This is a genomic window from Tessaracoccus bendigoensis DSM 12906, assembly GCF_900141915.1.
GTDB classification, from domain to species: Bacteria; Actinomycetota; Actinomycetes; order Propionibacteriales; family Propionibacteriaceae; genus Arachnia; species Arachnia bendigoensis.
This window is the reverse complement of sequence record NZ_FQZG01000042.1, coordinates 1-25,457: the sequence shown is the minus strand read 5'-3', so window position 1 is coordinate 25,457 and position 25,457 is coordinate 1. Positions and strand designations below refer to the sequence as shown.

Here is a 25,457-nt window from a genome sequence, read left to right as displayed (position 1 = left end):
GGGAGCCTATTCCCCGCCGCGATAGTCGGCGTAGGCCAGTTCCGCCTCGACGTACCACTTGAGCGCGATATCGCGCTGCTCAGCCATCCATGACGCGTCGGCGTCGGCTGCCAGGTCGTTGGTCTCGTACGGGTCCACCGACAGGTTGTAGACCTCGTCGCGGCGGTCTCCGAAGTTGTGGATGAGTTTCATGTCGCCGACCATTGTGGCGGTGCAACGTCCGCGGGCGAGGCAGGTCGCCACCACAGGCCCCTGGTCCTCGCCGCTCGTCAGGCTCGGCTGGTAGGCGGTGTCGCTGACGAGGTTGAACCCGAGCAGATCGACGGCGGTCGGGAGCACGGCGAGTTGGTTGGCGGGGCCGTCGATCAACTCGCCGTCACGAGACGGGTCGACGATCAGGTAAGGGATGCGGATGCCCTCGTCGTGGATGGTGTTGTCATGCTGGTAGACCGTGTGTTCGCCGAATCCCTCACCATGGTCACCCGTGATCACGAAGACCGTGTTGTCGTAGAGCCCGAGTTCCTTGAACATTTCCAGCACGTGGCCCACGTACTGGTCCTGGCAATGAATGGCGTTGAGGTACTTGTTGAGGAGCGGGTCGTCGACGAAATCGATCAGGTCGAACCCCTCCAGTGCGTAGTCGTGATGGCCGGTGACGGTCAGCACACCCATCATGAACGGCTCGTCCATGTGCTCCGAGATCCACTCCCGTTGCGGGCCGAGCATGATGTCATCTTCATAGCCGAAGTAGTTTGCACGTCGGAAACCGGCCGAACTCATCTCGTCTACGGGGGTGAATCTCTGGTAGCCGAAGTTGGCCACCGTGGCCCGTCTGCGCTCAAAGTGTTCGGTGGCCGACTGGAAGAATGCGGTCGAGTAGCCCTGCTCCGTCAGCAGTTCCGGCAGGCACTTGGCAGGCAGACTGCCCGGCTCGGCCTCGGTGTTCTCGCTGTCGAGGGGCGGAACAACGCCGCACGTCACGGCCGTGAGCGCCTTTGAGGTGTGCGGCAGCACCGAGTAGCCACGTTCAGGGCGGATCGCGGAGTCTGCCAGCGCATCCATCACCGGGGTGACCGGCTGTTTCGTCTCAGGGAGCGTGGACGTGGCGCGGTGCGACTCGAGCGTGATCACTACCAGGTTCTTGTGCTCTGCGTCCCGTTCGACCAGTTTCGTCGTCTCCGGTGTCAGGACCGGCGACGCCTCCGCGAGACTCGCAGGATAGGCCATGGCCTCCCGTACAGGCGTGACGGCCAGCTGCACGGGGGCGGCAAGGGCGAAGGCAGCCGAAACGGTAGGTGCGCTCCAGGAAGACAGCGCGATAAGCCCAGCGAGAGCCGCGGCGGCAACCAGTTTGATCCTGCGACCGGGTCGACGGTTGAGCAACCGGCTGACCTGCGGGCCCAGAATCGGCGGCAACAGCAGCGTGCCGAGCACCACACCGATCAGGAGCGCGATCGCGCTGTTGCTCACCTGCGAGCCGAGCAGAGACGACAATTGGCCCTGCTGACGCCAGGCGTAGCTCATCTCCTCCCAGGTGAGTGGTTTCCCGGTGCGGATCGCGAACTCGTGGTTGACCACGGTGAAGATTCCGACCACCAGGGTTGCCATGTGCGCCAGGTAGAACGCGACGGTGCGGGCAGCCCCTGAGGTCAACCAGCAGACGAGCAGCCAGAGCAGCACCCAGGCGGCCCCGAACGACACATCGGAGAGCAGCTTTGTCAGCGTCTCAGCGATGCCGGCATCGGGGAAGAAGGAGCCTATCCGCAGCGCCTTCAGCCAGACGCCGAGGACGGCGACGGGAATCAGGAGCACGAGCAGACGACCCCAGACGTGTCTGGGGTTGAGGAAACTCTGGGTGAACTTGAGGCGAACGGCAGTCATCAAACAGAGATGCTACGCGATCGCCCCCACGACCCCGAAAACGGGTGCTATGCGGTGACGTCAGGTTGGATGTCGATCCGCCATCCCGTGAGCCTGGCCGCGAGGCGGGCATTCTGCCCTTCGCGCCCGATCGCAAGCGACAGTTGGTAGTCCGGGACGATAGCCCGGCAGGCGCGGGCCGACTCGTCGATCACGGTCACGGACAGTACCTTCGCGGGCGACAGCGCGGCCGCGACGAACCGGGCGGGGTCGTCAGAGTAATCGACGATGTCGATCTTCTCCTCCCCCAGTTCGTTGGTCACCGCCCGCACACGTTGCCCCATCGGGCCGATGAAGGCGCCCTTGGCGGAAACGTTCGGGTCGTTGGATTGCACGGCGATCTTCGTGCGGTGACCGGCCTCGCGGGCCACCTCCTTGATCTCGACGACGCCCTTCTCGATCTCGGGCACTTCGAGAGCGAACAGCTTTCGCACGAGATTGGGATGCGTCCGCGAGACGACCACCTGGGGGCCACGGAGTTCGCGTCGGACGCTCACGACGTATACCCGCAGCCTGCGACCATGCGAGTAGTCCTCTCCGGGCACCTGCTCGGCGAGCGGCATGATCGCCTCGAGGACACCCAGGTCGACACGAACCGCCTTTGAGTCGCGATCCTGTTGGATGGTGCCGACGAGGATGTCGCCCTCGCTGCCGGAGAAGTGCCCGAATTTCTGGTCGTCCTCCGCTTCGCGGATGCGCTGGAAGATGACCTGCCGGGCGGTGGCTGCGGCGATGCGGCCGAAGTCGTCGGGTGTGTCGTCGAAGAACCCGATCACCTCGTCGTCGTCGTTGAACTCGGGGGCCAGGACGGCGACGCGCCCACTTCGACGATCGACCTCGACCTTGACGCCGCGCAAGGCATTGGGGGTCTTGTTGTACGCGTTGAGGAGAGCATCCTCAAGCGTCTTGAGCAGGTAGTCCATCGAGATCTCCCGATCCCGCTCGATGGCCCTGAGCGCTGCCAGATCCACATCCATGTTCAGTTCTCCTCTTCGTCCTCGAACGCGCGGTTCATCTCGACCTGAACCACGGCCTTGTCGATCGTCCCTGTGACGATGACCCGTTCCACACCGTCGACGTCGACGGTGACCGCATCGTCGACGACGTCGACGATGCGCCCCACCAGTTGCTCGTCGCCGAGCCAGAGCTTCACCAGTCGTCCGGTGTTGCGCCGGTAGTGCTTGGGCTCGACCAGCGGCTTCGCCACGCCGCGGCTGCTCACCTCGAGCGTGTAGGGCGCCTTCCCTACCGCGGGGCTTTCATCCAGTGCGGCTGAGATGGCCGCAGACGCAGCGGCGATGTCGTCAAGGAGCGGGCCCCTCCCATCGGGGCCGTCACCGTCCACCGTCACCCGCAGCACGGAGCGTTTCCCGATCGGGGTCACATCCAGCCGATCCAATTCAAGGCCCCGGTCAGCCAAGATCGGTTCAATGACCTGCGCGATCTGTGATTCCTGCATGTCGGGACTCCATATCCGGTTGTTGGCCTGGTTGTGAGGTGCAAGCATACCCTCACCCTCGCGTCCAAGCCCGCGCTGTGGGCCGGTGGCGGCCGGGCTAGGGTTGGGGCCATGCAGGTCACCCGCCGCACCGCGCTTACGGTCCTGGTTCTCGGCTTGAGCGGCTGTGCCGCCAGCCCGGTCGTCTCCGGCACCCCGGCCCTGGCTCCAAGCTCGCCCCCGCCGACCCAGGCCCCCGAGGATGCGGCCGCACAAGCGGCCGTGGCGCGACTCGAGTCGGTGCTCAACGGGCTTGCCACCTTGGTGGATCCTGGCGAACAGGCTTGGAGCGCGGCCGCCCTTCAACAGTGCGCGGCGCACCTTGAGCTGTTGCAACTGCCAGATCCGTTCGGCCCCGAGGGGCAGGAGCCGTTCGTGGTCGAGACACCCGATTCGGCGTTCGACTCGGCTGAAGCCGGCGACCTGGCCTTCGCCGAGCAACTGTCAAGGACGGTCGATTCACTCGAGAGCGCCGCCGCGTCGTCCGACGCGGGCGACCTCAGGCTCCTCTACGCGTCGGCGGCGACGGGGGCTGCCGCGCTGGGCAACCGTTCGGTCCCGCCAGCGGCGGGAGCGGTCCCGGTCCGGCTACAGCCGACGACGGTGGAGGCGTCGCTTCCGATCGCGCTCGGCCACACGTGGGCCCTCATCCACGGCCTTGGCGTCGGGCTGGGTCGCCTGGCTTCGAAGGACCCGCTGCATGCCGTGGGCACCGCCCGGCTGCCCATCGCGAAGGGGCTGCGTAACGACCTGAGGGCCGCCATCGTCGGGGAGGTTCCGGAGCAGCCGGCCGCGTTCGAACTGCCCAACGCGATGTCGAGCCCAGACGAGATCCGTGCGGCCTGGGCGAGCCTTGAGACGAACCTGCTCGACGGATACGCGCGCCTCGTGGCGGCCTCGGATGAGGCCGCCTGGCGGCTGGCCATGCGGGCCCAGGTCGAGCCGGTGCAAGCCGTCGGCGGTGCACTCGGGTTCTGGCCCGGCTGGGTCGAATGAGTTCCCGGGACTTCGTCAACGCCCCAGCAACGAGCTGATCTCCTGCACTGCCTCTCCCACGGCGATCTCCTTCTTGTCCCCCGTGCGCCGATCACGCAGCTCCAGCTTGCCGTCGGCGAGCCCGCGACCGATCACGAGGATGACGGGCATCCCCAGGATCTCCGCGTCGGCGAACTTCACCCCGGGGCTGGCTTTCCGGTCGTCGACCACGACATCGACGCCAAGCGCGTCCAACTCGCCTGCGATCCGGCCGGCCTCGTCGAAGACCGCCTGGTCTTTGCCGGTGGCGACGATGTGTACCTGGTAGGGAGCGAGCGCCACCGGCCAGCAGAGACCCTTGTCGTCGCAGGTCGCCTCAGCGACCGCGGCGACGGCGCGCGAGACGCCCACGCCGTAGGAGCCCATGGTGACGACCTGCAGTTTGCCGTTCTGGTCGAGCACCTTGAGCTCCAACGACTCGGCGTACTTGGTGCCCAGTTGGAAGATGTGTCCCATTTCGATCCCGCGCGCCAGCGTCAGCGGGCCAGACCCGTCGGGGGCCGGGTCGCCCTCCCTCACCTCCGCGACATCGAGAATGCCGTCGGCCGTGAAGTCCCGCCCGGCGGTCACGCCTGACAGGTGCTCGTCGATCACGTTGGCCCCGGTCACCCAGATGGTGCCGTCGACGATCCGCGGATCGGTGAGGTAGCGGATGCCGGTCACCGACTCCTCGCCGAGGATGCGGGTGCCGTCGAGGCTCACGGGTGAGATGAAGCCGACGTGGAGTTCCGGGTGCCGCTTAAAGTCCTCCGCGGTGAACGGGACGGCCACCGCGGGCTCCAATGCGGCCTCGAGCCGCTTCACATCGACCTCCCGGTCGCCCGGCAGGCCGAGCGCGAGCGGTTCGCTGGTGCCGTCAGGGTTGGTCATCATGAACAGGACGTTCTTCAGGGTGTCAGACCCGGCCCAGGGGCGGTCTTCGCGAGGCAGGTTCGCGTTGAGCAGGTCCACCACGCCGGCGATGGTGCCGACGTCGGGGGTGGCGACCGTCGCCATGGCGGGAGCGGCGTCGATGTCCAGCGCCTCCGGGGCTGCGATCCGTACGGCCTCGACGTTGGCGGCGTAGCCTCCTGGCGAGCGCACGAACGTGTCCTCACCGTTCTCGGCGACTGCCAGGAACTCCTCCGACCTTGAACCGCCCATGGCGCCGGCCATGGCCGCGACGATGACGAACTCGAGGCCGAGCCGCGTGAAGATCCTGATGTAGGCCTCGCGGTGCCTCTGGTAGGCGGCCTCGAGTGCCTCGTGGCCGAGGTCGAAGGAGTAGGAGTCCTTCATCACGAACTCGCGGCCGCGGAGCAGGCCAGCTCGGGGCCGGGCCTCGTCGCGGTATTTGGTCTGGATCTGGAAGAGGGTCAGCGGCAGGTCCTTGTACGACGAGTACAGGTCCTTGACCAGCAGCGTGAACATCTCCTCGTGTGTGGGCCCGAGCAGCATGTCGGCCCCCTTGCGGTCGACGACGCGGAACAGGTTGTCGCCGTACTCCGTCCACCGGTTCGTCAATTCGTAGGGTTCGCGGGGCAGCAGCGCCGGGAAGTGGACCTCCTGGCCTCCGATGGCCTCCATCTCCTCCCTGACGACGGCTTCCACCTTCTGCAACACCTTCAACCCCAGCGGGAGCCACGTGTAGACGCCGGGTGCGGCACGCCGGATGTAGCCGGCACGCACCAGCCAGCGATGGCTGGGTACCTCGGCGTCGGCGGGGTCGTCGCGCAGGGTCCGGACGAAGAGGGAGGACAGGTTAGAAATCACGGGAACACTCTAATGGGAGGTGGAGCTTGAGCGGGGATGCGAGGTCCAGGGATGAGCACTATCCCGGGTTCGATGCGCGACACGCCGATGTTGGGCGTCATTTTCGCAAACGACCCCGGAATAGTGCTCAGCGCCTACCTGCACCGAGCGGTCTGGAGGATCAGTAGTGGACGGTCGCCAGGGCACCGACCTCGACGAAGCCGAGGCGCTCATATGACCTGATGGCGGCCGTGTTGAAGTCGTTGACGTAGAGGCTGATCATCGGATAGTCCCGCATCGCCAGGCTCAGCATCCCGGAAAGGGCCGGGACGCTGATGCCCTCGCCCCGACGGTCCGGCGCGACCCACACCCCTTGCAGCTGCGCCTGCGAACCGAGCTTCGGGCCGAGGTCGGCCTTGAAGATCACCCGGGAATCCTCGACGATGCCGTAAGCCTCCCCCTTGCGGAGCCGCTCCAACACGAAACTCTCATAGCCGCGGCCGTATTTGAACGGCGAGCTTCCGATCTCGTCGGTGTACATGCTGACCGAGGCTTCCAGGTAACTCTGATAGTCGTCGGTCGTCAGCCGCCGGACCCGAGGGTCCGGCTCGGGGTCGGGTACCGACTCCAGCAGCATGAGGGGCTGGCGCCTGCGGACGTTGGACACACTTCCCCAGGAGCCGCGCCACCGCTCGGCCAGCCCGATGAAGAGCCCGAGCACGGAAACCGCCGGCCCGAGGATCGAGGTGCAGCGCCGGATCGGGCCCAATTCGGCCACGAATACCGGCAGCGCGTCCGGGTCGAAACCCGCGATGAAGAGAGTCCCACCGTCGAGCATGAGAGAGGCGATCTGGCCGTCGCGTTCGAAGGCGAACAGCTTGCCCAACCTGCGCCGGTCGACACCATAGGCATCGACCTTTGAGGCCAGGAACAGATTCTCGACGGGGCTCCGCGCCAGAAACCCCAGCACTGAGTCCCGATCTGCCGTGCCGAGGGCACGCAGTCGGGTGGTCATGAACGAACCTTAGGAGACGCTGACCTCCGGTTGGCCCACTTCGCCCATCTCGGCCGCAATCCTGCGGGCCTCGGTGATGAGAGTCTCGACGATCTCAGCTTCGGGAACCGTCTTGATCACCTCGCCCTTGACGAAGATCTGGCCCTTCCCGTTGCCGGAGGCCACGCCCAGGTCGGCCTCGCGGGCCTCGCCGGGGCCGTTGACGACGCAACCCATCACCGCGACGCGCAACGGCGCATCCATTCCCTCTAGGCCCTTGGTGACCTGCTCGGCAAGGGTGTACACGTCGACCTGGGCGCGCCCGCAAGAGGGACACGAAACGATGTCGAGCTTGCGGGGGCGCAGGTTCAGCGACTCGAGGATCTTCAGCCCAACCTTGACCTCTTCGGCCGGCGGCGCGGAAAGCGACACCCGGATCGTGTCGCCGATCCCCTCACTAAGCAGCGCACCGAACGCGACCGAGCTCTTGATCGTGCCCTGGAATGCAGGCCCTGCCTCCGTCACCCCCAGGTGCAACGGATAGTCGCACTTCTCACTGAGGAGTTCGTAGGCGCGCACCATCACGATCGGATCGTTGTGCTTGACCGAGATCTTGAAGTCGTAGAACCCGACGTCCTCGAACAGCGAAGCCTCCCAAAGGGCCGACTCGACGAGCGCCTCAGGGGTGGGGGCGCCGTACTTGGCCAGGAGCCGCTTGTCCAAGGAACCAGCGTTGACGCCGATCCTGAGGCTGACGCCCGCCTCGCTGGCCGCCTTCGCGATCTCGGCAACCTTGTCGTCAAACTGCTTAATATTGCCGGGGTTGACGCGGACCGCGGCGCAACCGGCGTCGATCGCCTTGAACACGTACTTCGGCTGGAAGTGGATGTCGGCGATCACCGGGATCTGCGACTTCATCGCAATGATCGGCAGCGCCTCGGCGTCGTCCTGGCTGGGAACCGCCACACGGACGATGTCGCAGCCGGTGGCGGTAAGCTCGGCGATCTGCTGCAGCGTCGCGTTGATGTCCGTGGTCTTGGTGGTGGTCATCGACTGCACGCTGATCGGTGCGTCGCCACCTACGAGCACCTTGCCCACCCTGATCTGTCGGGTCTCGCGACGCGGGGCGAGGGTCACTGGGGCGGGCGCAGGCATACCGAGGTTCACGGACATGCAGCCAAGATTAGTACCTCCGCCGCGTAGCGCCCGCCTCCGCCGGGCTCAGAACAACTGGATGGGGGCGATGATGTCGGCCAGGATCAGCACGACACCACCCAGGAGGAGGAACCCGCCCACGAGGTAGGTGATGGGCAGCCCCCTTGCGGTGTCGACGTGCCCCGGATCCGGCCTGCCGAAGAGCCTGGCCAGGTTGCGCTTGACCCATTCGTAGATCGCGCCCGCGATATGGCCACCGTCCAGCGGCAGCAACGGCACGAGGTTCAACAGCGCGACGAAGAGGTTGACCGAGCCGAGCAGCGACATCCAGGTCGCCACCTTGTCGCCAGCGCTGAGGGTGTCGCTCGTGCCGATCTCGCCTGCCACGCGGGAGGCGCCGACGATGGACATGGGTGAGTTGGCATCACGCGGCTGCCCCGTGACCAGGTCTGCGGCGACGTTGTAGATCCGTACCGGGAAGCTGGCCAGTGCGACCGCCGACTGCTGGGTCATCGTCCACATCTGTTCGAGCGTCGCGACAGGGCCACCGTGTACGACCTCGGTCGTCGGGGAGACCCCGAAGAACCCGGCCTCGACGTATCTGGTCGGGTCGAGTCGGTCGGGGACGTGGTTGAGGACGGTGTTGACGGTCGGCAGCGTCAGCTCCCGGCCTTCCCGTTCCACGACGACCGTGGCGTCCCCGTCCCTGTTGTCGCGGATCAGGTCGCCCATCTGGGTCCAGTCCGTCAAAATGACCCCGTTGAAGCTGACGAGCCGGTCGCCGACCTGGACACCGGCCTCACTGGCCGGCGTCAGCGGATCATCCGCTTTGCAGGTCTGGTCCTCACGGTCGGTCCGCACGACGCACTCCGAGACCTGGGCGACGGTGAGCGTCGACTGGTAGGTGCCGTGGAACACGTTGATGCCGAGGAAGATCAGGAAGGCGAGCAGGACGTTCATCATCGGGCCACCCAGCATGATGACGATCTTCTGCCAGGTCTTCTTCTGGTACATCAGGTGCCCGTCGTCGGCCGAGGTGATCTCCTCGTATTCGTAGGAGCGGGCCTGGTCCGCGAGGCGGGTGAGCCAGCCTGGCCGCGCGTTGTGCTTGGCCGGTGGATACATGCCGACGAGCCGGACATAGCCTCCGAGCGGAAACGCCTTGAAGCCGTACTCGGTGCCTCCCTTCGTCCGCGACCAGAGCGTCTTCCCGAAGCCGACGAAGTACTGGGTCACCTTTACACCGAACAGCTTGGCCGGCACCAGGTGACCGATTTCGTGCAGGGCAATGGAGGCCATGATGAGCGCGAAGAACAAGACGGCCAGCAGCACCGTGATCAGGATCGTCATCCACGTGCCTCCGTCAGCTCGGTCGCTCGCCCTCGGCCCCACCGGTCAGCGGCGAGCACGGCCTCGACACTCAGGTCGCGGTCGGGCACATGCCCGGCGGCGAGATGCTCTTCGAGGCACCTGGAGATGATCGCGGTGATGTCGAGGAACCCGATCCGTCCTTCGCAGAAGGCGTCGACGGCTGCCTCATTTGCGGCATTGAACACCGCGGGGGCGGTGCCACCGGCCTTGCCTGCCAGCCGGGCCAGTTCGATGGCGGGGAACGTGGCGTTGTCGACGGGAGCGAAGGTCCACGCGGTGGGCGCCGACCAGTCGCAGGGTAGGGCCGCATCTGCGAGCCGGTCCGGCCACGTCAGTGCAATGCCGATGGGTAGCCGCATGTCGGGCGGTGAGGCCTGCGCGATCGTCGACCCGTCCTGAAACTCCACCATGGAGTGCACGATCGACTGCGGGTGGACGGTGACGGTGATGTCGTCGAGGTCGACATCGTAGAGCAGGGCCGCTTCAAGGAGCTCAAGTCCCTTGTTCACCAGGGTGGATGAGTTGATCGTGATGACCCGTCCCATGGCCCAGGTCGGGTGCGCCATGGCGTCGTCGGGGGTCACGTCGGCAAGTTCGGCCCGGGTCCTTCCCCGGAACGGTCCCCCGCTGGCTGTCAGGATGAGGCGGCGCACCTCGTCTGCCTTGCCTGCCCGGAGCGCCTGTGCGAACGCGGAGTGTTCCGAGTCGACGGCGACGATCTGCCCGGGCGCGGCGGCACCGGTGACGAGCCGGCCGCCGATCACCAGGGACTCCTTGTTCGCCAGCGCGAGAGTGGTGCCCTTCTTGAGGGTGGCGAGCGTCGGCAGGAGCCCGGCTGCACCGGTGATGGCGTTGACGACGACGTCGCAGTCGAGTGCCGCCAACTCGGTCGCGGCGTCGGGGCCCAACAGCAGTCGGGGCATCGGGAACCCGCCGGTGCTCCAGCCGCGCGCATCCCCGGCGGCGTACAACAGCCGCTGCAGTTCGTTGGCCGCGCTCGGCCTGGCCAGGGCAACGACGTCGGGTGTGAACTCGACGATCTGGGTGGCCAACAGCTCCAGGTTCGAGCCGGACGCCGCGAGCGCCACCACGCGGAACTGGTCGCGTCTGGTGGAGATGACGTCGAGGGTCTGGGTCCCGATCGAACCGGTACTGCCGAGGAGAACGATGCTGCGCACGCACCGAGTCTAAGCCGTGCCACGGAACCGGGTCGTCACCACCGTCGCCCCGCAGTGCCGGACCTCAGCAGCTGCCCCGTTGGCGGGCCGCGGAAGCTTGTGCCCATGCCAGACCGTGGCAGGATCGATGCCATGGCTCTGGCAGCGACTCCCCCTCCCGGCACCACCGTCCCCCGCTCCATCTCCGAGTGGGCGCGCCGCCACGGCCGGGAGGTCGCGGAACTGGTCTGGCTGAGTGGGGTGGGCGCAGTCACGGCACGCCTCGTCGCCCCCGACTCCAAGGCCCTGTTCGCCAAATGGAGCCCGGTCGACCTGCTGCCTGAGGCCGAAAGGATGAGCTGGCTCTCCAGCAGGCATCCATGCCCCCGGCTGTTCGACTTCCAGGAGGAAGAGGACGGCTGGCTGATCGTCAGCGGGGCACTGCCCGGCGCATCGGCAGTGTCGCCCCGCTGGAAGACCGAGCCCGACCGGGCCGCCGCAGCCATTGGTGACGGGTTGGCGATGCTGCACGCCCTTGACCCGGCGATCTCGATGTTCGGCGAGGTCGACTGGGCCGACGGCCAGGACGACATCGACCAGTTGGTGATCGCGCACGGCGACGCCTGTGCGCCCAACACCATCATCGTGGATGACGGGAGCTTCGTCGGCCATGTTGATCTCGGGTCGCTCGGGGTAGCCGACCGCTGGGCCGACCTGGCCATCGCTTCCTGGTCGCTGGAATGGAACTTCGGCCCAGGGCACGAGGCCCCGTTCTGGGACGCCTACGGCATCTCGCCGGACCCGGACCGGATCGCGCAGTACCGTGCGCTGTGGGGCGACGATCCCACGGGCGCGGCCCGCCAGCCTGTCTGATCGGCCATGCCTGTCCGCGCACCTCGGCGACGAACTGGAAACAGCCGGTCACCCCGCATCGACCCCGTGCACCTCAGGTATCGTGAGCCTGCAACGCGACTGAGGCGCCGGGGGAACGATCATGAACAACTGTCTGCAATGCGGCACACCGACCGCGGGACAACTCTGCGAAAGGTGCGCCGTCTGGTTTGGCCCCACACAGTCTGTTCCAGCCCAAGGAGACCACGCCAGGCCAGGCTCTGAGCCGCATGGTCCCTCCTTCGTGCCTGCCGAGTTGCACCCGACACTGTCCGACCCGTACGCCGACCTTCCCCAACCTCCACCCGTGCCGCCGCAGGTGCCCCGACGCCGGGGAACCGTGGCGCTCGGAATCGGTCTCGGGACGCTCGTCGTCGGGGGCGTGGCTGGGCTGGCTCTGCTACTGGGCGGCGGCCAAGGCCCCGACGAGGCGGCCCCCGTCGCTACGGTGACGGTGCAGCCCGAACCCACGCCCACGCCGACCCCGACCCCGGAACCTTCCCCGGAGCCCACCCCAACCCCCACCCCGACTCCCACCCCTGTCCCCGTGACGGTGGTGACCGTGACCCAGCAGGCAGAGCAGTCGGCACCTCCGGCCGACGACGGACCAGTCCGCGCCGAGGCCCCGCCGCAGACCTTCGACCGGTTCTACCCGCTCGGGCGCGGAGATGCCGGCTACGTCGTCGAGGCCTTGCAGGCCCTGCTGAGCCGCAAGGGAGTGCGCACCTACATCGACGGTGATTTCGGCTCAGCCACAGAACGGTCGGTTCGCCAGTGGCAGGCGCAGGAGGGGTTGGCCGTGACCGGGGTCGTTGACGACACCACCTGGGATTCGCTCACCCCGAAGCTGCAGGTCGGCGCTTCCGGCGATGCGGTCACCGCACTTCAGAGACTGCTCGTCGCACGGGGCTACACGGTCGCCGTCGATGGCGACTTCGGCAACCAGACCAGGGATGCCGTGAAGAGTTTTCAAAGTGACCGCGGCCTGGTGGTGGACGGCGTTGTCGGCAGCCAGACCTGGCCAGCTTTGCTCGCCTGACATCGAGAAGGAAGGCGCCCCGACGTCCAAACGTCGGGGCGCCTTCTGAACCGTCGGTCAGACCAGGCCGAAGGCCTGGATGGCCTTCGCAACCTTCTCGAAGCCGGCAATGTTGGCGCCCATCACGTAGTCGCCCGGGCGACCGTAGCTGTCGGCCGTCGCGGCCACCTGCTCGTGGATGTTCTTCATGATGTCCGTGAGCCGGTCCTCGGTGTACTCGAAGCTCCACAGGTCGCGGCTGGCATTCTGCTGCATCTCGAGCGCCGACGTGGCTACACCACCGGCGTTGGCCGCCTTGCCAGGGGCGAACAGCACGCCCGCCTCCTGGAAAAGGTGCACGCCCTCGGGTGTGGTGGGCATGTTGGCGCCCTCCGCAACGACCTTGACGCCGTTCCTGATCAGGGTGGCCGCCTGATCGCCGTTCAGCTCGTTCTGCGTGGCACACGGGAGCGCAACGTCGACAGGCACATCCCAGATGGATCCGTTGGCGCCCAGCTTCGCGGAACTGCGTCGCTCGACATAGTCGGAGACGCGGCCACGCTCGATCTCCTTGATCTGCTTGAGCAGGTCGAGGTCGATGCCCGCCTCATCGACGACGAAACCGGACGAGTCGGAGAAACCCACCACCGTCGCGCCGAGCTGTGCGGCCTTCTCGGACGCGTAGATGGCCACATTGCCGGAACCCGACACCATGACGCGCTTGCCGTCGAGCGTCTCGCCACGGGTCTTGAGCATCTCCTCGGCGAAGACGACGGTGCCGTAGCCCGTGGCTTCGGTGCGCACCAGCGAGCCACCCCAGCCGATGCCCTTGCCGGTGAGGACACCGGACTCGTAGCGGTTGGTGATGCGCTTGTACTGGCCGAACATGAAGCCGATCTCCCGACCGCCGACTCCGATGTCACCAGCCGGTACATCCGTGTACTCGCCCAGGTGTCGGTAGAGCTCAGTCATGAAGGACTGGCAGAACCGCATGACCTCCGAGTCGGACTTGCCGCGCGGGTCGAAGTCGGAGCCGCCCTTGCCGCCGCCGATGGGCAGGCCGGTCAGGGAGTTCTTGAAGATCTGCTCGAACCCGAGGAACTTGATGACGCCCAGGTAGACGCTGGGGTGGAACCTCAGGCCGCCCTTGTAGGGGCCGAGCGCGGAGTTGAACTCGACACGGAAGCCGCGGTTGATGTGGACCTCGCCCTTGTCGTCCATCCACGGGACGCGGAAGATGATCTGCCGCTCGGGCTCGCAGATGCGCTCGAGCATCTTCATCTCAAGGTATTCGGGGTGACGGTCTATGACTGGGCCGAGGCTCTCGAGGACCTCACGGACGGCCTGGTGGAACTCGGCCTCTCCGGGGTTGCGCGCGATCACTGACTCGTAGACGCGCTCCAACTTCTGATCCATCTGTTCTCCTTCGGTGATGGTGCCAAACGCCGTGAGTCTATCCCCCAGGGCGCTGCGGGCGTGACGGCGACCGGTGGTTGATCACCACGGCCCGAGCCACGGCCTGCATGCCACACCAGGGGACGCCACGACCTACCTCCCAGCCACCGTGTGACCCGGGCACGCGGGACCTGATTCCCGCGCCTACGTGTCGACGCTGGCCGCCAACTGCCCGCAGGCGCCGTCAATGTCCTGGCCCCTGGTGTCGCGCAACGTCACCGGCACTCCCCGGCGTTCCAGCGTCTGGATGAACGTCACCTCGTCGGCCTTGCGCGACGCGGTCCATTTCGAGCCGGGCGTCGGGTTCAGCGGAATGAGGTTGACGTGTACCCAACCCCAGTCGCCACGCTTCTTCAGGACCTTGGCGAGTAGCTCGGCCCGCTCCACCTGATCGTTGATGTCTCGCATCATCGCGTATTCGATCGAGACCCTGCGTCTGGTCTTCTTGGCGTACTCCCAGGCCGCATCGACCACCTCGTCGACCTTCCACCGGTTGTTGATGGGGACGATCTCGTCGCGCAGTTCGTCGTCGGGGGCGTGCAGGGACACCGCCAGCGTCAGCGGTAGGTCCTCGTCCGTGAGCCGGTTGATCTGGGGCACGAGGCCGACGGTGGAGACGGTGATGTGGCGGGCACTCATGCCGAACCCGTTTGGGCTCGGTTCCACGAAGGTACGGATCGAGCCCATCACCGCGTTGTAGTTGGCCATCGGCTCGCCCATGCCCATGAAGACGATGTTGTTGAGTCTGCCGCTCGCACCGGGGACGACGCCAGCGGCGATCTGCTGGTCGGCCGCCAACACCTGGGCGGTGATCTCACCCTGCGAGAGGTTTCGTTTCAGGCCGCCCTGCCCGGTGGCGCAGAACGGGCATGCCATGCCGCAGCCGGCCTGTGATGAGATGCACAGCGTCGTGCGGTTGGGGTAGCGCATGAGGACGGATTCCAGGAGCGAGCCGTCGTGCAGCTTCCACAGGGTCTTGACCGTGCTGCCGTCATCGGTTGTGCGGTGGGTCACCTGCTCCAACAGGTTGGGGAACAGCTGCTCCCCCAGGTCCTCCCTGATTGCCGCCGGCAGGTCGGTGAAGTTGGCCGCGTTGACCTCGAGCCGGTCGAAGACGTGGCGCGAGATCTGGTCGGCACGAAACCTCGGAAGGCCGAGCTTCATTGCGGCCTCCACCCGCCCGGGCGTGTCCAGGTCGAGCCAGTGCTTCGGTGGCTTCCCACGGCGAGGGGCCTCGAAAACGAGCGGGAGTGCGGTGGGCATGCGATCAGTTCCTTGGTTTCCGCGGCGTCAACTGCCGATAGTCAGGTGGAAAATCATCCAGCCCACCGGTACCGCGATGAGGATGGAGTCGAGACGGTCCATCACTCCGCCATGACCGGGCAGGAAGTTGGACATGTCCTTCAATCCTACGTCGCGTTTGATCAACGATTCAACGAGGTCCCCGGTGGTTCCCGCCAGGCTGAGCAAGACACCCAACACCAGACCGATGACCCAATGAATCTGCAGCAGGTACACGGCCGCCAACACCCCGACAAGTGCCGCAAACGCGATGCCTCCCGCGAACCCCTCCCAGGTCTTGTTCGGGCTGATCGTCGGCGCCATCTTGTGTCGTCCGAGCAGGACCCCGACGGCGAAGGCACCGGTATCCGAGGCCACGACGCAGGCGATGATCGTCAGGATCCGTAGCGTCCCGTCGTCGGCGGCCATCAGCAGCGGGACGGAGGCGCCGAGCATCGGAAGATAAGCCACTATGAGCGCGCTGGCCGCCGCGTCGCCGACGAAACCTTCAGGGCCTCGTCGCAACCGCAGCGCGAACGCGGCGATCATCGTCAGGCACAGGCAGATCAGCACCATCGTGACGGGCTCAAGGGGGATTAGCCCCACGACGGCCGCATAGCTGCCCACTGAGCTGACGACGGTGCCGACGCAGACCGGCACCACCTCGGAGCGCATCCCCTTGCGAGTGAGGGCGTGGTGCAACTCGATCGTGCCGAACCCGAGGGCAGCCGCCATGAAGAGTGCGAAGAACCAGGGAAGCCACAGCAGACCGACGGTGACGGCCGCAAACAGGCCAAGTCCGACAGCGATCGCGACCGGCAGATCTCTGCCGGCCTTCTTCCGGCTAGGCCCCCCTGGCTCGACCATCAGACTTCAGCCAGTTCGGCTTCCTTGTTCTTGAGCACCTCGTCGACGGCCTCGACGTACTTCTTGGTGGTGCCGTCGAGCGCCTTCTCGGCCCGGCTGAGGTCGTCCTCGCTGATCTCGGCATCCTTCTGGAGCTTCTTCAGCTGGTCGATCGAGTGACGACGGACATTGCGCACCGCAACCCTGGCGTCCTCCGCCTTCGCCCTGGCCATCTTGATGTACTCCTTGCGACGCTCCTCGGTAAGCTGCGGCATCACGATCCGGACGGCATTGCCGTCGTTTCCTGGGTTGACGCCGAGATCGGCTTCACGGATGGCCTTCTCGATCGCGCTGATCGCGCTCCGGTCGAAGGGTGTGATCAGCAGCGAGCGCGGATCGGGCGAAGTGAATTGCGCCAGCTGCTGCAGCGGTGTCGGAGCACCGTAGTAGTCGGCTGTGAGTTTGCTGAACATCGCGGGATGGGCACGCCCGGTACGGATGGTGGCCAGATCCTCCCTGGCGTGGTCAACCGCGGACTGCATCCTGCTGGAGGCTTCCTTCTGGATTTCGGCGATCATGTTGGTTTCATACTCCTGTGAAGTGTGCCTGAACTGGTTATCGGGTTACGAAGGTGCCGATCGGTTCCCCGGCCACCGCGCGCGCGATGTTGCCGGGCTGCGACAGGTTGAAGAAGACGAGGTTGAGGTTGTTGTCACGCGCCAGGGCGATCGCCGTGGCGTCGGCCACCTTCAGATTCTGGGTGAGGAACTGGTCGTGGGTGAGCCGGTCGAACTTCTTCGCATCCGCGTGGGTGTTCGGGTCTTTGTCGTAGACCCCGTCGACACCCTGCTTACCCATCAACAGGACCTCGGCACCGATCTCGAGCGCCCGCTGAGCGGCGACGGTGTCCGTGGAGAAATAGGGCATGCCTGAGCCGGCGCCGAAGATCACCAACCGTCCCTTCTCCATGTGCCGTTCGGCACGACGCGGGATGTACGGTTCGGCCACCTGGGCCATGCTGATGGCCGACTGCACACGCGTCTCGATGCCCGCCTTCTCACAGAAATCCTGCAGCGCGATCGCGTTCATCACGGTGCCAAGCATGCCCATGTAGTCCGCTCGGTCGCGGGCCATGCCGGATTGCGAGAGTTCAGCCCCCCTGAAGTAGTTGCCGCCGCCGACCACCACCGCAACCTGCGTGCCGCTGCGCACGAGGTCAGCGATCTGTCCGGCGATGTTCGAGACGATCAGCGGGTCTACCCCTAGCCGGCCTCCGCCGAACTCCTCACCGGAAAGTTTCAACAACACTCGCTGATATGCCACCAGACCTCCTGGGCTGACTGTGGGTGAACGGCACGTGCGCCACGACCCGAGGGGTCGCGGCGCACGTAACTCTACTTCAAACGGCGCAGTCGCGCTCAGGCGCCGATGGCGAACCGCACGAAGCGGACGATCTCGGTGTCGCCGTCCTTGAGGGCTGCCCCAACAGACTTCTTGTCCTCCCAGACCGCCGCCTGATCGACCAACACGACGTCCTTGTAGAAGCCACCGACGCGGCCCTCGACGATGCGCGCAAGGGCTGCCTCCGGCTTGCCTTCCTCCTTCGCGGTGGCTTCGGCGATGCGGCGCTCGTTCTCGACCAGGTCGGCCGGAACATCGTCACGGTTGACCCACTGTGGGGACATCGAGGCGATCTGCAGCGCGACGTGGTGGGCCAGTTCCTCGCTGCCCTTGTACTCGACCAGGACGCCGACCTGCGGGGGCAGATCTGCGGCGCGGCGGTGCAGGTACAGGTGGGTGTCACCGTCGAAGTTCGCGACGGCGACCACGGAGATGTTCTCACCGATCTTGGCGCCCAGTTCCTGCACCGCGTCGCCCACGCGGGCGCCGGAGGAGAGGGAGGCATCGTTCGTGGCGGTGACGTCGGTCGCCCCCGAGGCGAGGACCGCGGTCAGGATCTCTTCGGCCAGGCCGACGAACTCGGCGTTCTTGGCGACGAAGTCGGTCTCCGCGGCGAACTGGACGAGTGCCCCGTCGCGGCCCGCGACGATTCCGTTGGTGGCCTCGCGGTCCGCGCGCTTGGCGGCCTTGGCCAGGCCGGAGATGCGGAGGCCCTCGATGGCCTTCTCGAAGTCGCCCTCGGCCTCGACGAGGGCCTTCTTGGCGTCCATCATGCCCGCGCCGGTGGCGTCGCGGAGCTTCTTCACGTCAGCGGCAGTGATTGCCATTTTGCTCGATTCTCTATCTCTCGTGGGTTCTCAGTTGGCTTCGGTGGGCTCGGCGACCGCTGCTGCCTCAGTAGCCTCGAGCGCGTCTGCGGCCTCGGCCACCTGAACGGCGGGAGTCTCGGCCGATTCGACGGCGGGGGTCTCGGCTGCGGCCTCTGCCAGCTGCTCGGCCTGAGCGTCGGTGGCCTCGGTCACGATCTCGGCGCCAAGCAGTTCACGCTCCCAATCGGGCATGGGCTCGGACTCGGTCTGCTCGCCGGTGCGGCCGGATGAGCGATCGATGAGCCCCTCAGCGATCGCGTCGGCGATGATGCGCGTCAGCAGTGCGACGGAGCGGATGGCGTCGTCGTTGCCCGGCACGGCGAAGTCGACCTCATCGGGGTCGCAGTTGGTGTCGAGGATCGCGACGATCGGGATGTTCAGCTTGCGCGCCTCATCGACGGCGAGGTGCTCCTTCTTCGTGTCGACGATCCACACGGCCTGGGGCACCTTGGCCATGTCACGGATGCCGCCGAGGGTCTTTTCGAGCTTGTTCTTCTCGCGCTCGAGCTGCAGCAGTTCCTTCTTGGTGAGGCCGCTGCCGGGGACGTCTGCGAAGTCCATGGCCTCAAGTTCCTTGAGCCGCTGGATGCGCTTGGTGACGGTGTGGAAGTTGGTGAGCATGCCGCCCAGCCAGCGCTGGTTCACGTAGGGCATACCGACGCGGGTCGCCTGCTCTGCGACGGCCTCCTGGGCCTGCTTCTTCGTGCCAACGAACAGGACCTGACCGCCGCGCGCGACGGTCGACTTGACGAAGTTGTACGCCTTGTCGATGTAGCGCAGCGAAAGCTGCAGGTCGATGATGTAGATGCCGTTGCGCTCGGTGAAGATGAACCGCTTCATCTTGGGGTTCCAACGACGGGTCTGGTGCCCGAAGTGGACGCCTGCCTCGAGCAGCTGACGAGTGGTGACGACGGCCATGGCCGTTCCTTTCGCGGCGGGACGCCCCGCCTGGATCGCGTGGGCCGGGGCCCACTTGTGGTTTGTTCAGGCCCTGGGGAGGGCCTTTGCCTGATGTGCCCGGCAACCGCACCCGCGCTGAGCGGGACCACGCGGAGGCCGACGGTAGGACCGTGGCAGCACATGCGAAATCAACCCATGAAGGTTGCCCGTCCATGCTAGCGCGTGGCGTCGAGCCGCCACAAACCGGCGAAGCAGCGTTTTCCACAGGCTGCAGATGAGATGCAACATTTGGTGGCCACTGTCGGATAGATAGGGCATGCGAGTTTCACTGCTGTTGGTCATTCTGTCGCTCTGGCTCTGCGCCGCCCCGCGCGCCACCGCCGACGACTTCGTGCTGGAGCCGCCTGTCGAGGGACGCTTGGTGCGCGGTTTCGAACACGTTGCCCGCTACGCATCCGGGCATCGGGGCGTCGATCTGAGGGCGGCTGTCGGCGACCACATTCGTGCGCCCGCACCCGGCGTCGTCCACTTCGCCGGACGGGTCGCAGGCGTCGGTACTGTCAGCATCGATCATGGCAACGGCTGGCGAACCACGTATCAACCGGTGACGGCACAGGTGCGGCAGGGGCAGGTGGTCGCCGTCGGCGAGGTGCTCGGCACCCTGGCTGCCGGGCACTGCTCGGCATCGGCGTGCCTTCACTGGGGCCTGACCGATGGCACCGACTACGCCGACCCGATGTCCTTCCTGGCAATCCGGGCGGTGCGCCTGGTGCCGGACGGCACCCAACCGCAATCCGCCCCCGACCTGACGGCGGCGTCCGTGCCTGGGCGGGCCACGGGTCTGCCTGTCGAAGGCCGACACACTTCACCGTTCGGGATGCGGCGCCATCCGATCACCGGAGTCTGGAAGTTGCACGACGGTACCGACCTCGCCGCAGCATGCGGAACCCCGGTCGTCGCCCCGATCAGCGGTGTCGTGACCCGCGCCTATCACCATGCGGCCTACGGCTGGCGGGTCTTCCTGGACCACGGGGGCGGACTGGTTACCGCCTACAACCACCTTCCCTCGACCGAAGTCAGGGTGGGGCAGTCAATCGCGGGCGGCCAACTGCTCGGGCATGTCGGCACCACCGGGCTGTCGACGGGGTGTCACCTTCACTGGATGGCCTGGCGCGACGGGCGGCTCATCGACCCCTTGTCACTGGCCGGGTGAATGCTCAGGCGCGTGGATGGGCCTGGCGATAGGCGGCTCGGAGCCGTTCCGGGGTCACATGCGTGTAGATCTGGGTGGTGGCCACGGACGCATGGCCCAGCATCTCCTGCACGCTCCGCAGATCCGCCCCGCCCTCGATCAGGTGCGTGGCCATGGCATGCCGGAGCCCGTGTGGCCCGATTTCTGCACCGGGCCCGGCGGCCAGGGTTGCTGCATGCACCACCCGACGGGCAACCCTCGGGTCGAGCTTCCCGCCCCGCGCCCCGAGGAACACAGTGTCAGGGCTCGTCGCCCGCGCGACCTCCGGGCGACGACGCAGCCATTGCCCAACTGCCCGCAGGGCCGGGTTTCCGATCGGCACGGTGCGTTCCTTTCCGCCCTTGCCCAGCACGCGCACCGCCCCCCGATCATGGTCGATGTCGACGATCCGAAGCGAGCACAGCTCAGAGACCCGAAGCCCACTCGAGTAGGCCACCTCAAGCAGCGCCAGGTCACGAACCGCGAGCGCGTCGCCGTCCTCGACGGCCCGGGCCTCCGCAGAGGCGAGCGCTTCCTCGACGGCAGACCCAGACAGCACCTTCGGCAACTGCTTGGGGCGTTTCGGCGCCTTGAGCCGGACCGAAGGGTCCTCAGCGATGAGCCCTTCAGCTTGTGCCCAGGCCAGGAATCCCTTGACGCTGGCCACCCTTCTCTGAACAGTCGCGGCAGCCGCACCCTGTTCAGCCAGGTCGGCCAGCCAGGCCCTGAGCACCGACAAGTCGATCCCGTCCACCCTGACGCCCGAGCGCCTCGCCAGTTCGCGCAGGTCGCTCCGGTAGGCGCGTACAGTGTGTTCGGAAAGCCCGCGTTCGGCAGAGAGATGCCCGGCGTAGTCGGCGATGAGGCAACTCCATCCCCGATCTGGTTCCATGCCCTCCATTGTCGGCCACGACCGCGCCGCAGGCGGGCGGGACACACTGTGCGGCATACTTGATAGGTCCACAGCCGACTCATCTGGAGGTTCACCATGACCGAAGCCGACCTGACCAAAGGTGGCAAGGTCCTGCCCATCACCCGCTGGGGCACGCCAGTCATGCACGCCGTGACGCGCCCAGTCACTGACTTCGGGAACGAACTCCACACCCTGGTGCGTGACATGTTCGCGACGATGGCCGCGGCAGACGGCGTCGGCTTGGCAGCCACGCAGGTCGGGGTCGACCTTGCGGTGTTCATCTACGAGTGCCCAGACGCCGACGACGTGATCCACCGCGGCGTGGTGTGCAACCCCACCGTCACACTGCCGGAAGGCAAGGACCGGAATCTGGAGGCTGCCGAAGAGGGGTGCCTCTCGTACCCGGGCGGCTACCAGAGCCTCGCCCGACCAGATCACGCCGTCTGCGTCGGCCAGGATGCCTTCGGAAATGAGATCAGGGTGGAAGGCACCGGCATGCTCGCCCGCTGTCTCCAGCATGAGACCGACCACCTCAACGGCATGGTGTTCGGCGACCGGCTCTCCGGGCGGTCCCGCAGGCAGTTGGCCAAGAAGGTCGACGAGCTCTCCTACCGCTACCCGGGAGACTGGCCGGTCTCCCCCAAGGCCAGCTTCGCCACCATCGGCTGACAAATCCCCTCTTGACAGGGCTGTTTCCCCCGCGTTAACTCGGAAGCCCCACAAAGTTGAGCATCCCTGAATAGGCTCCGGAGTACCTTCCCAAGCCAAAAGCAGAGGACCAGCATGAGACTATCCCGACCAACCGCGATAACGGCTGCGGCCGCCCTCGTGGCGGGCCTTATCGCCCTCCCCATGAGCGCCAGCGCAGCACCCGCAACGCTGATGTTCAGCTCATACCTCGAGGGCAGCAGCAACAACAAGGCAATCGAGCTCTTCAACCCAACGGCGCAGCCGGTCAACTTGAGCGGATACACCATCCGGTTGTTCGCCAACGGTGGTACCACCGCCAACAACACCTGGACCGGGCCAGACGTCGAACTCCCCGCCGGGGGGCACTACGTGCTCGTCAACAGCCAGGCGTCCGACGCGCTCAAGGCCAAGTCGGACACCACCAGCGCCGTGACCAACTTCAACGGCGATGACGCCCTGCAGTTGTTCTCAGGCGACGAGGTGGTCGACTCCTTCGGGCAGACGGGGACCGATCCCGGTACGGCCTGGACGGGCGGTGGGGTGACCACGCTGGACGCGACCCTGCTGCGCGACGGTTGCGTCACAGACACCGACCCCGTCGACGCCTTCGACCCGTCGGCGCAGTGGCTGGGGAACCCCATCGACAGCTTCGACCTGCTGCGGACCTTCACGTGTGACGACGCTACCCCTACCCCTACCCCCACCCCGACGCCCACCGCCACGCAGACCGTCGACCCCGGCCCCACGCTGAAGATCGGTGAGGTTCAGGGCACCACCGACGTCTCGCCCCGCAACGGCCAGGTCGTTACGGTTGAGGGCACGGTCAGCGGTAACTTCCAGACCGGCGGCTTCAACGGCTATTTCATCCAGGACGCCGGAGACGGTAACCCCGCTACCAGCGACGGCATCTTCGTCTACTCGCAATCGCCCGGCAACGTCCAGGTCGGCTCATCGCTCAAGGTCACGGGCCGGGTGAGCGAGTACTTCGGCCTGACCCAGATCACACCCACCTCGGTCGAGCCTCTGGAAACAGGTTCGGCCGTGGCACCCACAGAGGTGACGCTGCCGCTGGACGACCACGAACGCTACGAGTCGATGCTGCTGACCTTCCCACAACAGTTGACCATCATCGAGTACTTCGAATTCGACAGGTACGGCACCATCACAGTCGGCACGGCACGGCAGGACACCCCAACGGCCGTCGTCGCGCCCGGCACCGCGGCGCAGTCGGTCCTCGAGGCGAACCTCCGGGACCGCATCATCCTGGACGACGGCCTCACGACGCAGAACCCGTCGCCCGCACGGCACCCGAACGGCCAGCCCTTCACCCAGGACAACTTCTTCCGGGGCGGGGACCTGCTGACCGACATCACCGGCGTGCTCGTCTACAACTTCGACGAGTGGAAGATCGAACCGACCGACGGGGCCGAATACACCGCGGTCAACCCCAGGCCCGGCGTTCCCGAGGTGGGCGGCGACGTCACCGTCGCATCCATGAACGTACTCAACTACTTCACCACGCTCCGCTCTGACGACCCGAACGCACGCGGCGCGGACAACGCCGAGGAGTTCGAACGGCAGCAGTTGAAGATCGTCTCCGCACTCGAAGAGATGGACGCCGACGTCGTCGGCCTGATGGAGATCGAGAACAACGGCACGGCCGTTGAGAACCTCGTGAACGCGCTGAACTCCAGGGTCGGCGCAGGAACCTACGCGGCGGTCAACACCGGCGTCCTGGGCACCGACGCGATCATCCAGGCCTTCATCTACAAGCCGGCAACGGTTTCGCTGACCGGCAAGTGGGCCGCCTACGACTACCAGGACGGCAGGACCAGACCGACGCTCGTGCAGACGTTCACCGAGAAGGCCTCCGGAGAGGCATTCAACGTTGCCGTCAACCACCTGAAGTCCAAGGGGTCCGCTTGTGTCGGGGACCCGGACCTCGGCGACGGCCAGGGGAACTGCAACCAGACGCGCCTGAGCACCGTGGAGATCATGACGGACTGGCTGGACGGGGACCCGACTTCGCAGGGGGCCGACCGCACCCTGGTCATCGGCGACCTGAACTCGTACGACCATGAAGATCCCATCAGTGCTTTCGTGGACGCGGGCTACACCGATCTTGAGAAGGAGTTCAACGGTGAGCACGCCTACTCCTACGTCTTCGACGGCATGGTCGGCTACCTCGACTACGCGCTTTCGAACGACCCGCTGACCGAGGCTGTCACCGGTGCCTCTGCCTGGCACATCAATGCCGACGAGTCTGACCTGTTCGACTACGACACGTCCTTCAAGAAGCCCTCGGAGCAGGCTCTCTGGGCTCCTGACCCGTACCGGTCCTCCGACCATGACCCGGTGCTTGTGGGGTTGCAGTTGAAGGCGGTCACCCCGACGCCGACGCCTACCCCGACGCCAAGCCCAACGGTGACCCCGACGCCTACGCCTACCCCGACGGCCACCCCGACGGCGACTCCGACGCCAACGGTGACCCCGACGCCAACGCCGACAGCGACCCCGTCGAAGCCCGGCAGCGTGTACACGACGCCCGGCTATCACACCTCGTCTGGTCGGCGCTGGTTCACCAGTTGCGAAGACTACTCGGTCACGCAACGCTGCTGGACCTCCATCTGGGGGACCCAGGTTCGACAGGTGGACGGCAAGTTCACCAAGACGACCGGGTGGATGTTCAACAGCCTCACCTACCTCTCCACTAAGAGGGCGGTCTGGGTCGGCAACCCGCTGGCAACCCCGGGCAGACACGACATTGCGGGTCGCACCTGGTTCACCGAGTGTGATACGCCGAGGACGGGCCGGAACGGTTGCCGCTCCTATCTGCTCACGTCCGTGATCGTGGAGACCGTGCGAGCGGGGAAGGTCGGCTACAGCTGGCAGAACCAATTGGTGCTGAACAACATCGTGTTGTTCTCCTGAGCCCGACCTGAACCGGTAGGACCACCGGTCGCCGGTTGAGCCGGGCCGTGAGGGACGAGCGGGCCCGTGGGCGCTACCACCTTGCGCACGGTGCAGGGTCCTGACCCCACTTCTTGAGAGGGTCTGTGGGAATGGTCGCGTTGGTTTCGTCACGGTCCCCGGCGCTTCGC

At 66.2% G+C, this 25,457-nt stretch carries 22 protein-coding genes; 6 read left to right on the top strand and 16 right to left on the bottom strand.

The window, feature by feature from the left end:
- Positions 1–6: 6 nt before the first annotated feature.
- From BUC15_RS11665 to rimP, 3 genes are read right to left on the bottom strand one after another with little or no spacing between them, the layout of a single operon-like run.
- The gene (locus tag BUC15_RS11665) at positions 7–1,881 is read right to left on the bottom strand and encodes an LTA synthase family protein (protein WP_073188462.1); all 1,875 of its coding nucleotides are present in this window, start codon (positions 1,879–1,881) and stop codon (positions 7–9) included.
- A gap of 47 nt (positions 1,882–1,928) precedes the next feature.
- Positions 1,929–2,897: a transcription termination factor NusA gene (nusA, locus tag BUC15_RS11660; protein WP_073188459.1), complete on the bottom strand. Its 969-nt coding sequence runs from the start codon at positions 2,895–2,897 to the stop codon at positions 1,929–1,931.
- A gap of 2 nt (positions 2,898–2,899) precedes the next feature.
- A complete protein-coding gene (rimP, locus tag BUC15_RS11655; protein ID WP_073188457.1) occupies positions 2,900–3,379 on the bottom strand; it encodes a ribosome maturation factor RimP in 480 nt (159 codons plus the stop codon).
- A gap of 111 nt (positions 3,380–3,490) precedes the next feature.
- Here rimP and BUC15_RS11650 point away from each other — a divergent pair, with 111 nt between their 5' ends.
- Positions 3,491–4,414, top strand: a complete 924-nt coding sequence (locus tag BUC15_RS11650; RefSeq protein ID WP_073188455.1) for a hypothetical protein — start codon at positions 3,491–3,493, stop codon at positions 4,412–4,414.
- Positions 4,415–4,429: 15 nt separating this feature from the next.
- On the opposite strand, the gene BUC15_RS11645 is transcribed toward BUC15_RS11650, so the two are convergent.
- From BUC15_RS11645 to dxr, 5 genes are all read right to left on the bottom strand, one after another.
- Positions 4,430–6,193 carry a proline--tRNA ligase gene (locus BUC15_RS11645; protein ID WP_073188488.1) on the bottom strand — a complete coding sequence of 588 codons (1,764 nt, stop codon included), beginning with the start codon at positions 6,191–6,193 and terminating at the stop codon, positions 4,430–4,432.
- A gap of 172 nt (positions 6,194–6,365) precedes the next feature.
- Complete coding sequence (locus tag BUC15_RS11640; protein WP_073188453.1) at positions 6,366–7,199, bottom strand: GNAT family N-acetyltransferase; 834 nt, start codon at positions 7,197–7,199, stop codon at positions 6,366–6,368.
- 9 nt (positions 7,200–7,208) lie between these two features.
- Positions 7,209–8,351 (bottom strand): flavodoxin-dependent (E)-4-hydroxy-3-methylbut-2-enyl-diphosphate synthase, encoded by a 1,143-nt coding sequence (gene ispG, locus BUC15_RS11635; protein WP_073188451.1) that lies wholly within the window; start codon positions 8,349–8,351, stop codon positions 7,209–7,211.
- Between the two features lie 48 nt (positions 8,352–8,399).
- Positions 8,400–9,683, bottom strand: a complete 1,284-nt coding sequence (locus BUC15_RS11630; protein ID WP_073188450.1) for a M50 family metallopeptidase — start codon at positions 9,681–9,683, stop codon at positions 8,400–8,402.
- The gene (gene dxr, locus BUC15_RS11625) at positions 9,680–10,882 is read right to left on the bottom strand and encodes a 1-deoxy-D-xylulose-5-phosphate reductoisomerase (protein WP_073188448.1); all 1,203 of its coding nucleotides are present in this window, start codon (positions 10,880–10,882) and stop codon (positions 9,680–9,682) included. The genes BUC15_RS11630 and dxr overlap by 4 nt, the downstream gene beginning before the upstream one ends.
- A gap of 132 nt (positions 10,883–11,014) precedes the next feature.
- On the opposite strand from dxr, the gene BUC15_RS11620 reads away from it, so the two are divergent.
- Positions 11,015–11,734 (top strand): aminoglycoside 3'-phosphotransferase, encoded by a 720-nt coding sequence (locus BUC15_RS11620; RefSeq protein WP_073188486.1) that lies wholly within the window; start codon positions 11,015–11,017, stop codon positions 11,732–11,734.
- Positions 11,735–11,996: 262 nt separating this feature from the next.
- Positions 11,997–12,791 (top strand): peptidoglycan-binding domain-containing protein, encoded by a 795-nt coding sequence (locus BUC15_RS20440; RefSeq protein ID WP_139280231.1) that lies wholly within the window; start codon positions 11,997–11,999, stop codon positions 12,789–12,791.
- 57 nt (positions 12,792–12,848) lie between these two features.
- On the opposite strand, the gene gdhA is transcribed toward BUC15_RS20440, so the two are convergent.
- The 7 genes from gdhA to rpsB all read right to left on the bottom strand — a co-directional run bounded on the left by gdhA (position 12,849) and on the right by rpsB (position 19,540).
- On the bottom strand, positions 12,849–14,186 hold the full coding sequence (gene gdhA / locus BUC15_RS11605) for an NADP-specific glutamate dehydrogenase (RefSeq protein WP_073188432.1): 1,338 nt from the start codon (positions 14,184–14,186) through the stop codon (positions 12,849–12,851).
- A 183-nt stretch (positions 14,187–14,369) separates the two neighbouring features.
- Positions 14,370–15,488 carry a dual-specificity RNA methyltransferase RlmN gene (gene rlmN, locus BUC15_RS11600; protein ID WP_073188430.1) on the bottom strand — a complete coding sequence of 373 codons (1,119 nt, stop codon included), beginning with the start codon at positions 15,486–15,488 and terminating at the stop codon, positions 14,370–14,372.
- A gap of 27 nt (positions 15,489–15,515) precedes the next feature.
- Positions 15,516–16,373: a phosphatidate cytidylyltransferase gene (locus BUC15_RS11595; RefSeq protein ID WP_073188428.1), complete on the bottom strand. Its 858-nt coding sequence runs from the start codon at positions 16,371–16,373 to the stop codon at positions 15,516–15,518.
- Positions 16,373–16,927, bottom strand: a complete 555-nt coding sequence (frr, locus tag BUC15_RS11590) for a ribosome recycling factor (RefSeq protein WP_175558312.1) — start codon at positions 16,925–16,927, stop codon at positions 16,373–16,375. The genes BUC15_RS11595 and frr overlap by 1 nt, the downstream gene beginning before the upstream one ends.
- Positions 16,928–16,967: 40 nt before the next feature.
- Positions 16,968–17,678, bottom strand: a complete 711-nt coding sequence (gene pyrH, locus BUC15_RS11585; protein ID WP_073188424.1) for a UMP kinase — start codon at positions 17,676–17,678, stop codon at positions 16,968–16,970.
- 92 nt (positions 17,679–17,770) lie between these two features.
- The gene (gene tsf, locus BUC15_RS11580; RefSeq protein WP_073188422.1) at positions 17,771–18,580 is read right to left on the bottom strand and encodes a translation elongation factor Ts; all 810 of its coding nucleotides are present in this window, start codon (positions 18,578–18,580) and stop codon (positions 17,771–17,773) included.
- Positions 18,581–18,610: 30 nt separating this feature from the next.
- Positions 18,611–19,540: a 30S ribosomal protein S2 gene (rpsB, locus tag BUC15_RS11575; RefSeq protein ID WP_073188420.1), complete on the bottom strand. Its 930-nt coding sequence runs from the start codon at positions 19,538–19,540 to the stop codon at positions 18,611–18,613.
- Positions 19,541–19,838: 298 nt separating this feature from the next.
- Here rpsB and BUC15_RS11570 point away from each other — a divergent pair, with 298 nt between their 5' ends.
- The gene (locus BUC15_RS11570; RefSeq protein WP_073188417.1) at positions 19,839–20,735 is read left to right on the top strand and encodes a M23 family metallopeptidase; all 897 of its coding nucleotides are present in this window, start codon (positions 19,839–19,841) and stop codon (positions 20,733–20,735) included.
- Between the two features lie 4 nt (positions 20,736–20,739).
- Here BUC15_RS11570 and BUC15_RS11565 read toward each other — a convergent pair whose 3' ends face one another.
- Entirely contained in the window at positions 20,740–21,645 is a 906-nt protein-coding gene (locus BUC15_RS11565; protein WP_073188415.1) for a tyrosine recombinase XerC, read from the bottom strand.
- A 96-nt stretch (positions 21,646–21,741) separates the two neighbouring features.
- Here BUC15_RS11565 and def point away from each other — a divergent pair, with 96 nt between their 5' ends.
- On the top strand, positions 21,742–22,335 hold the full coding sequence (def, locus tag BUC15_RS11560) for a peptide deformylase (protein ID WP_073188413.1): 594 nt from the start codon (positions 21,742–21,744) through the stop codon (positions 22,333–22,335).
- Positions 22,336–22,518: 183 nt separating this feature from the next.
- Positions 22,519–25,287 carry an ExeM/NucH family extracellular endonuclease gene (locus BUC15_RS11555; RefSeq protein ID WP_073188411.1) on the top strand — a complete coding sequence of 923 codons (2,769 nt, stop codon included), beginning with the start codon at positions 22,519–22,521 and terminating at the stop codon, positions 25,285–25,287.
- Positions 25,288–25,457: the final 170 nt, after the last annotated feature.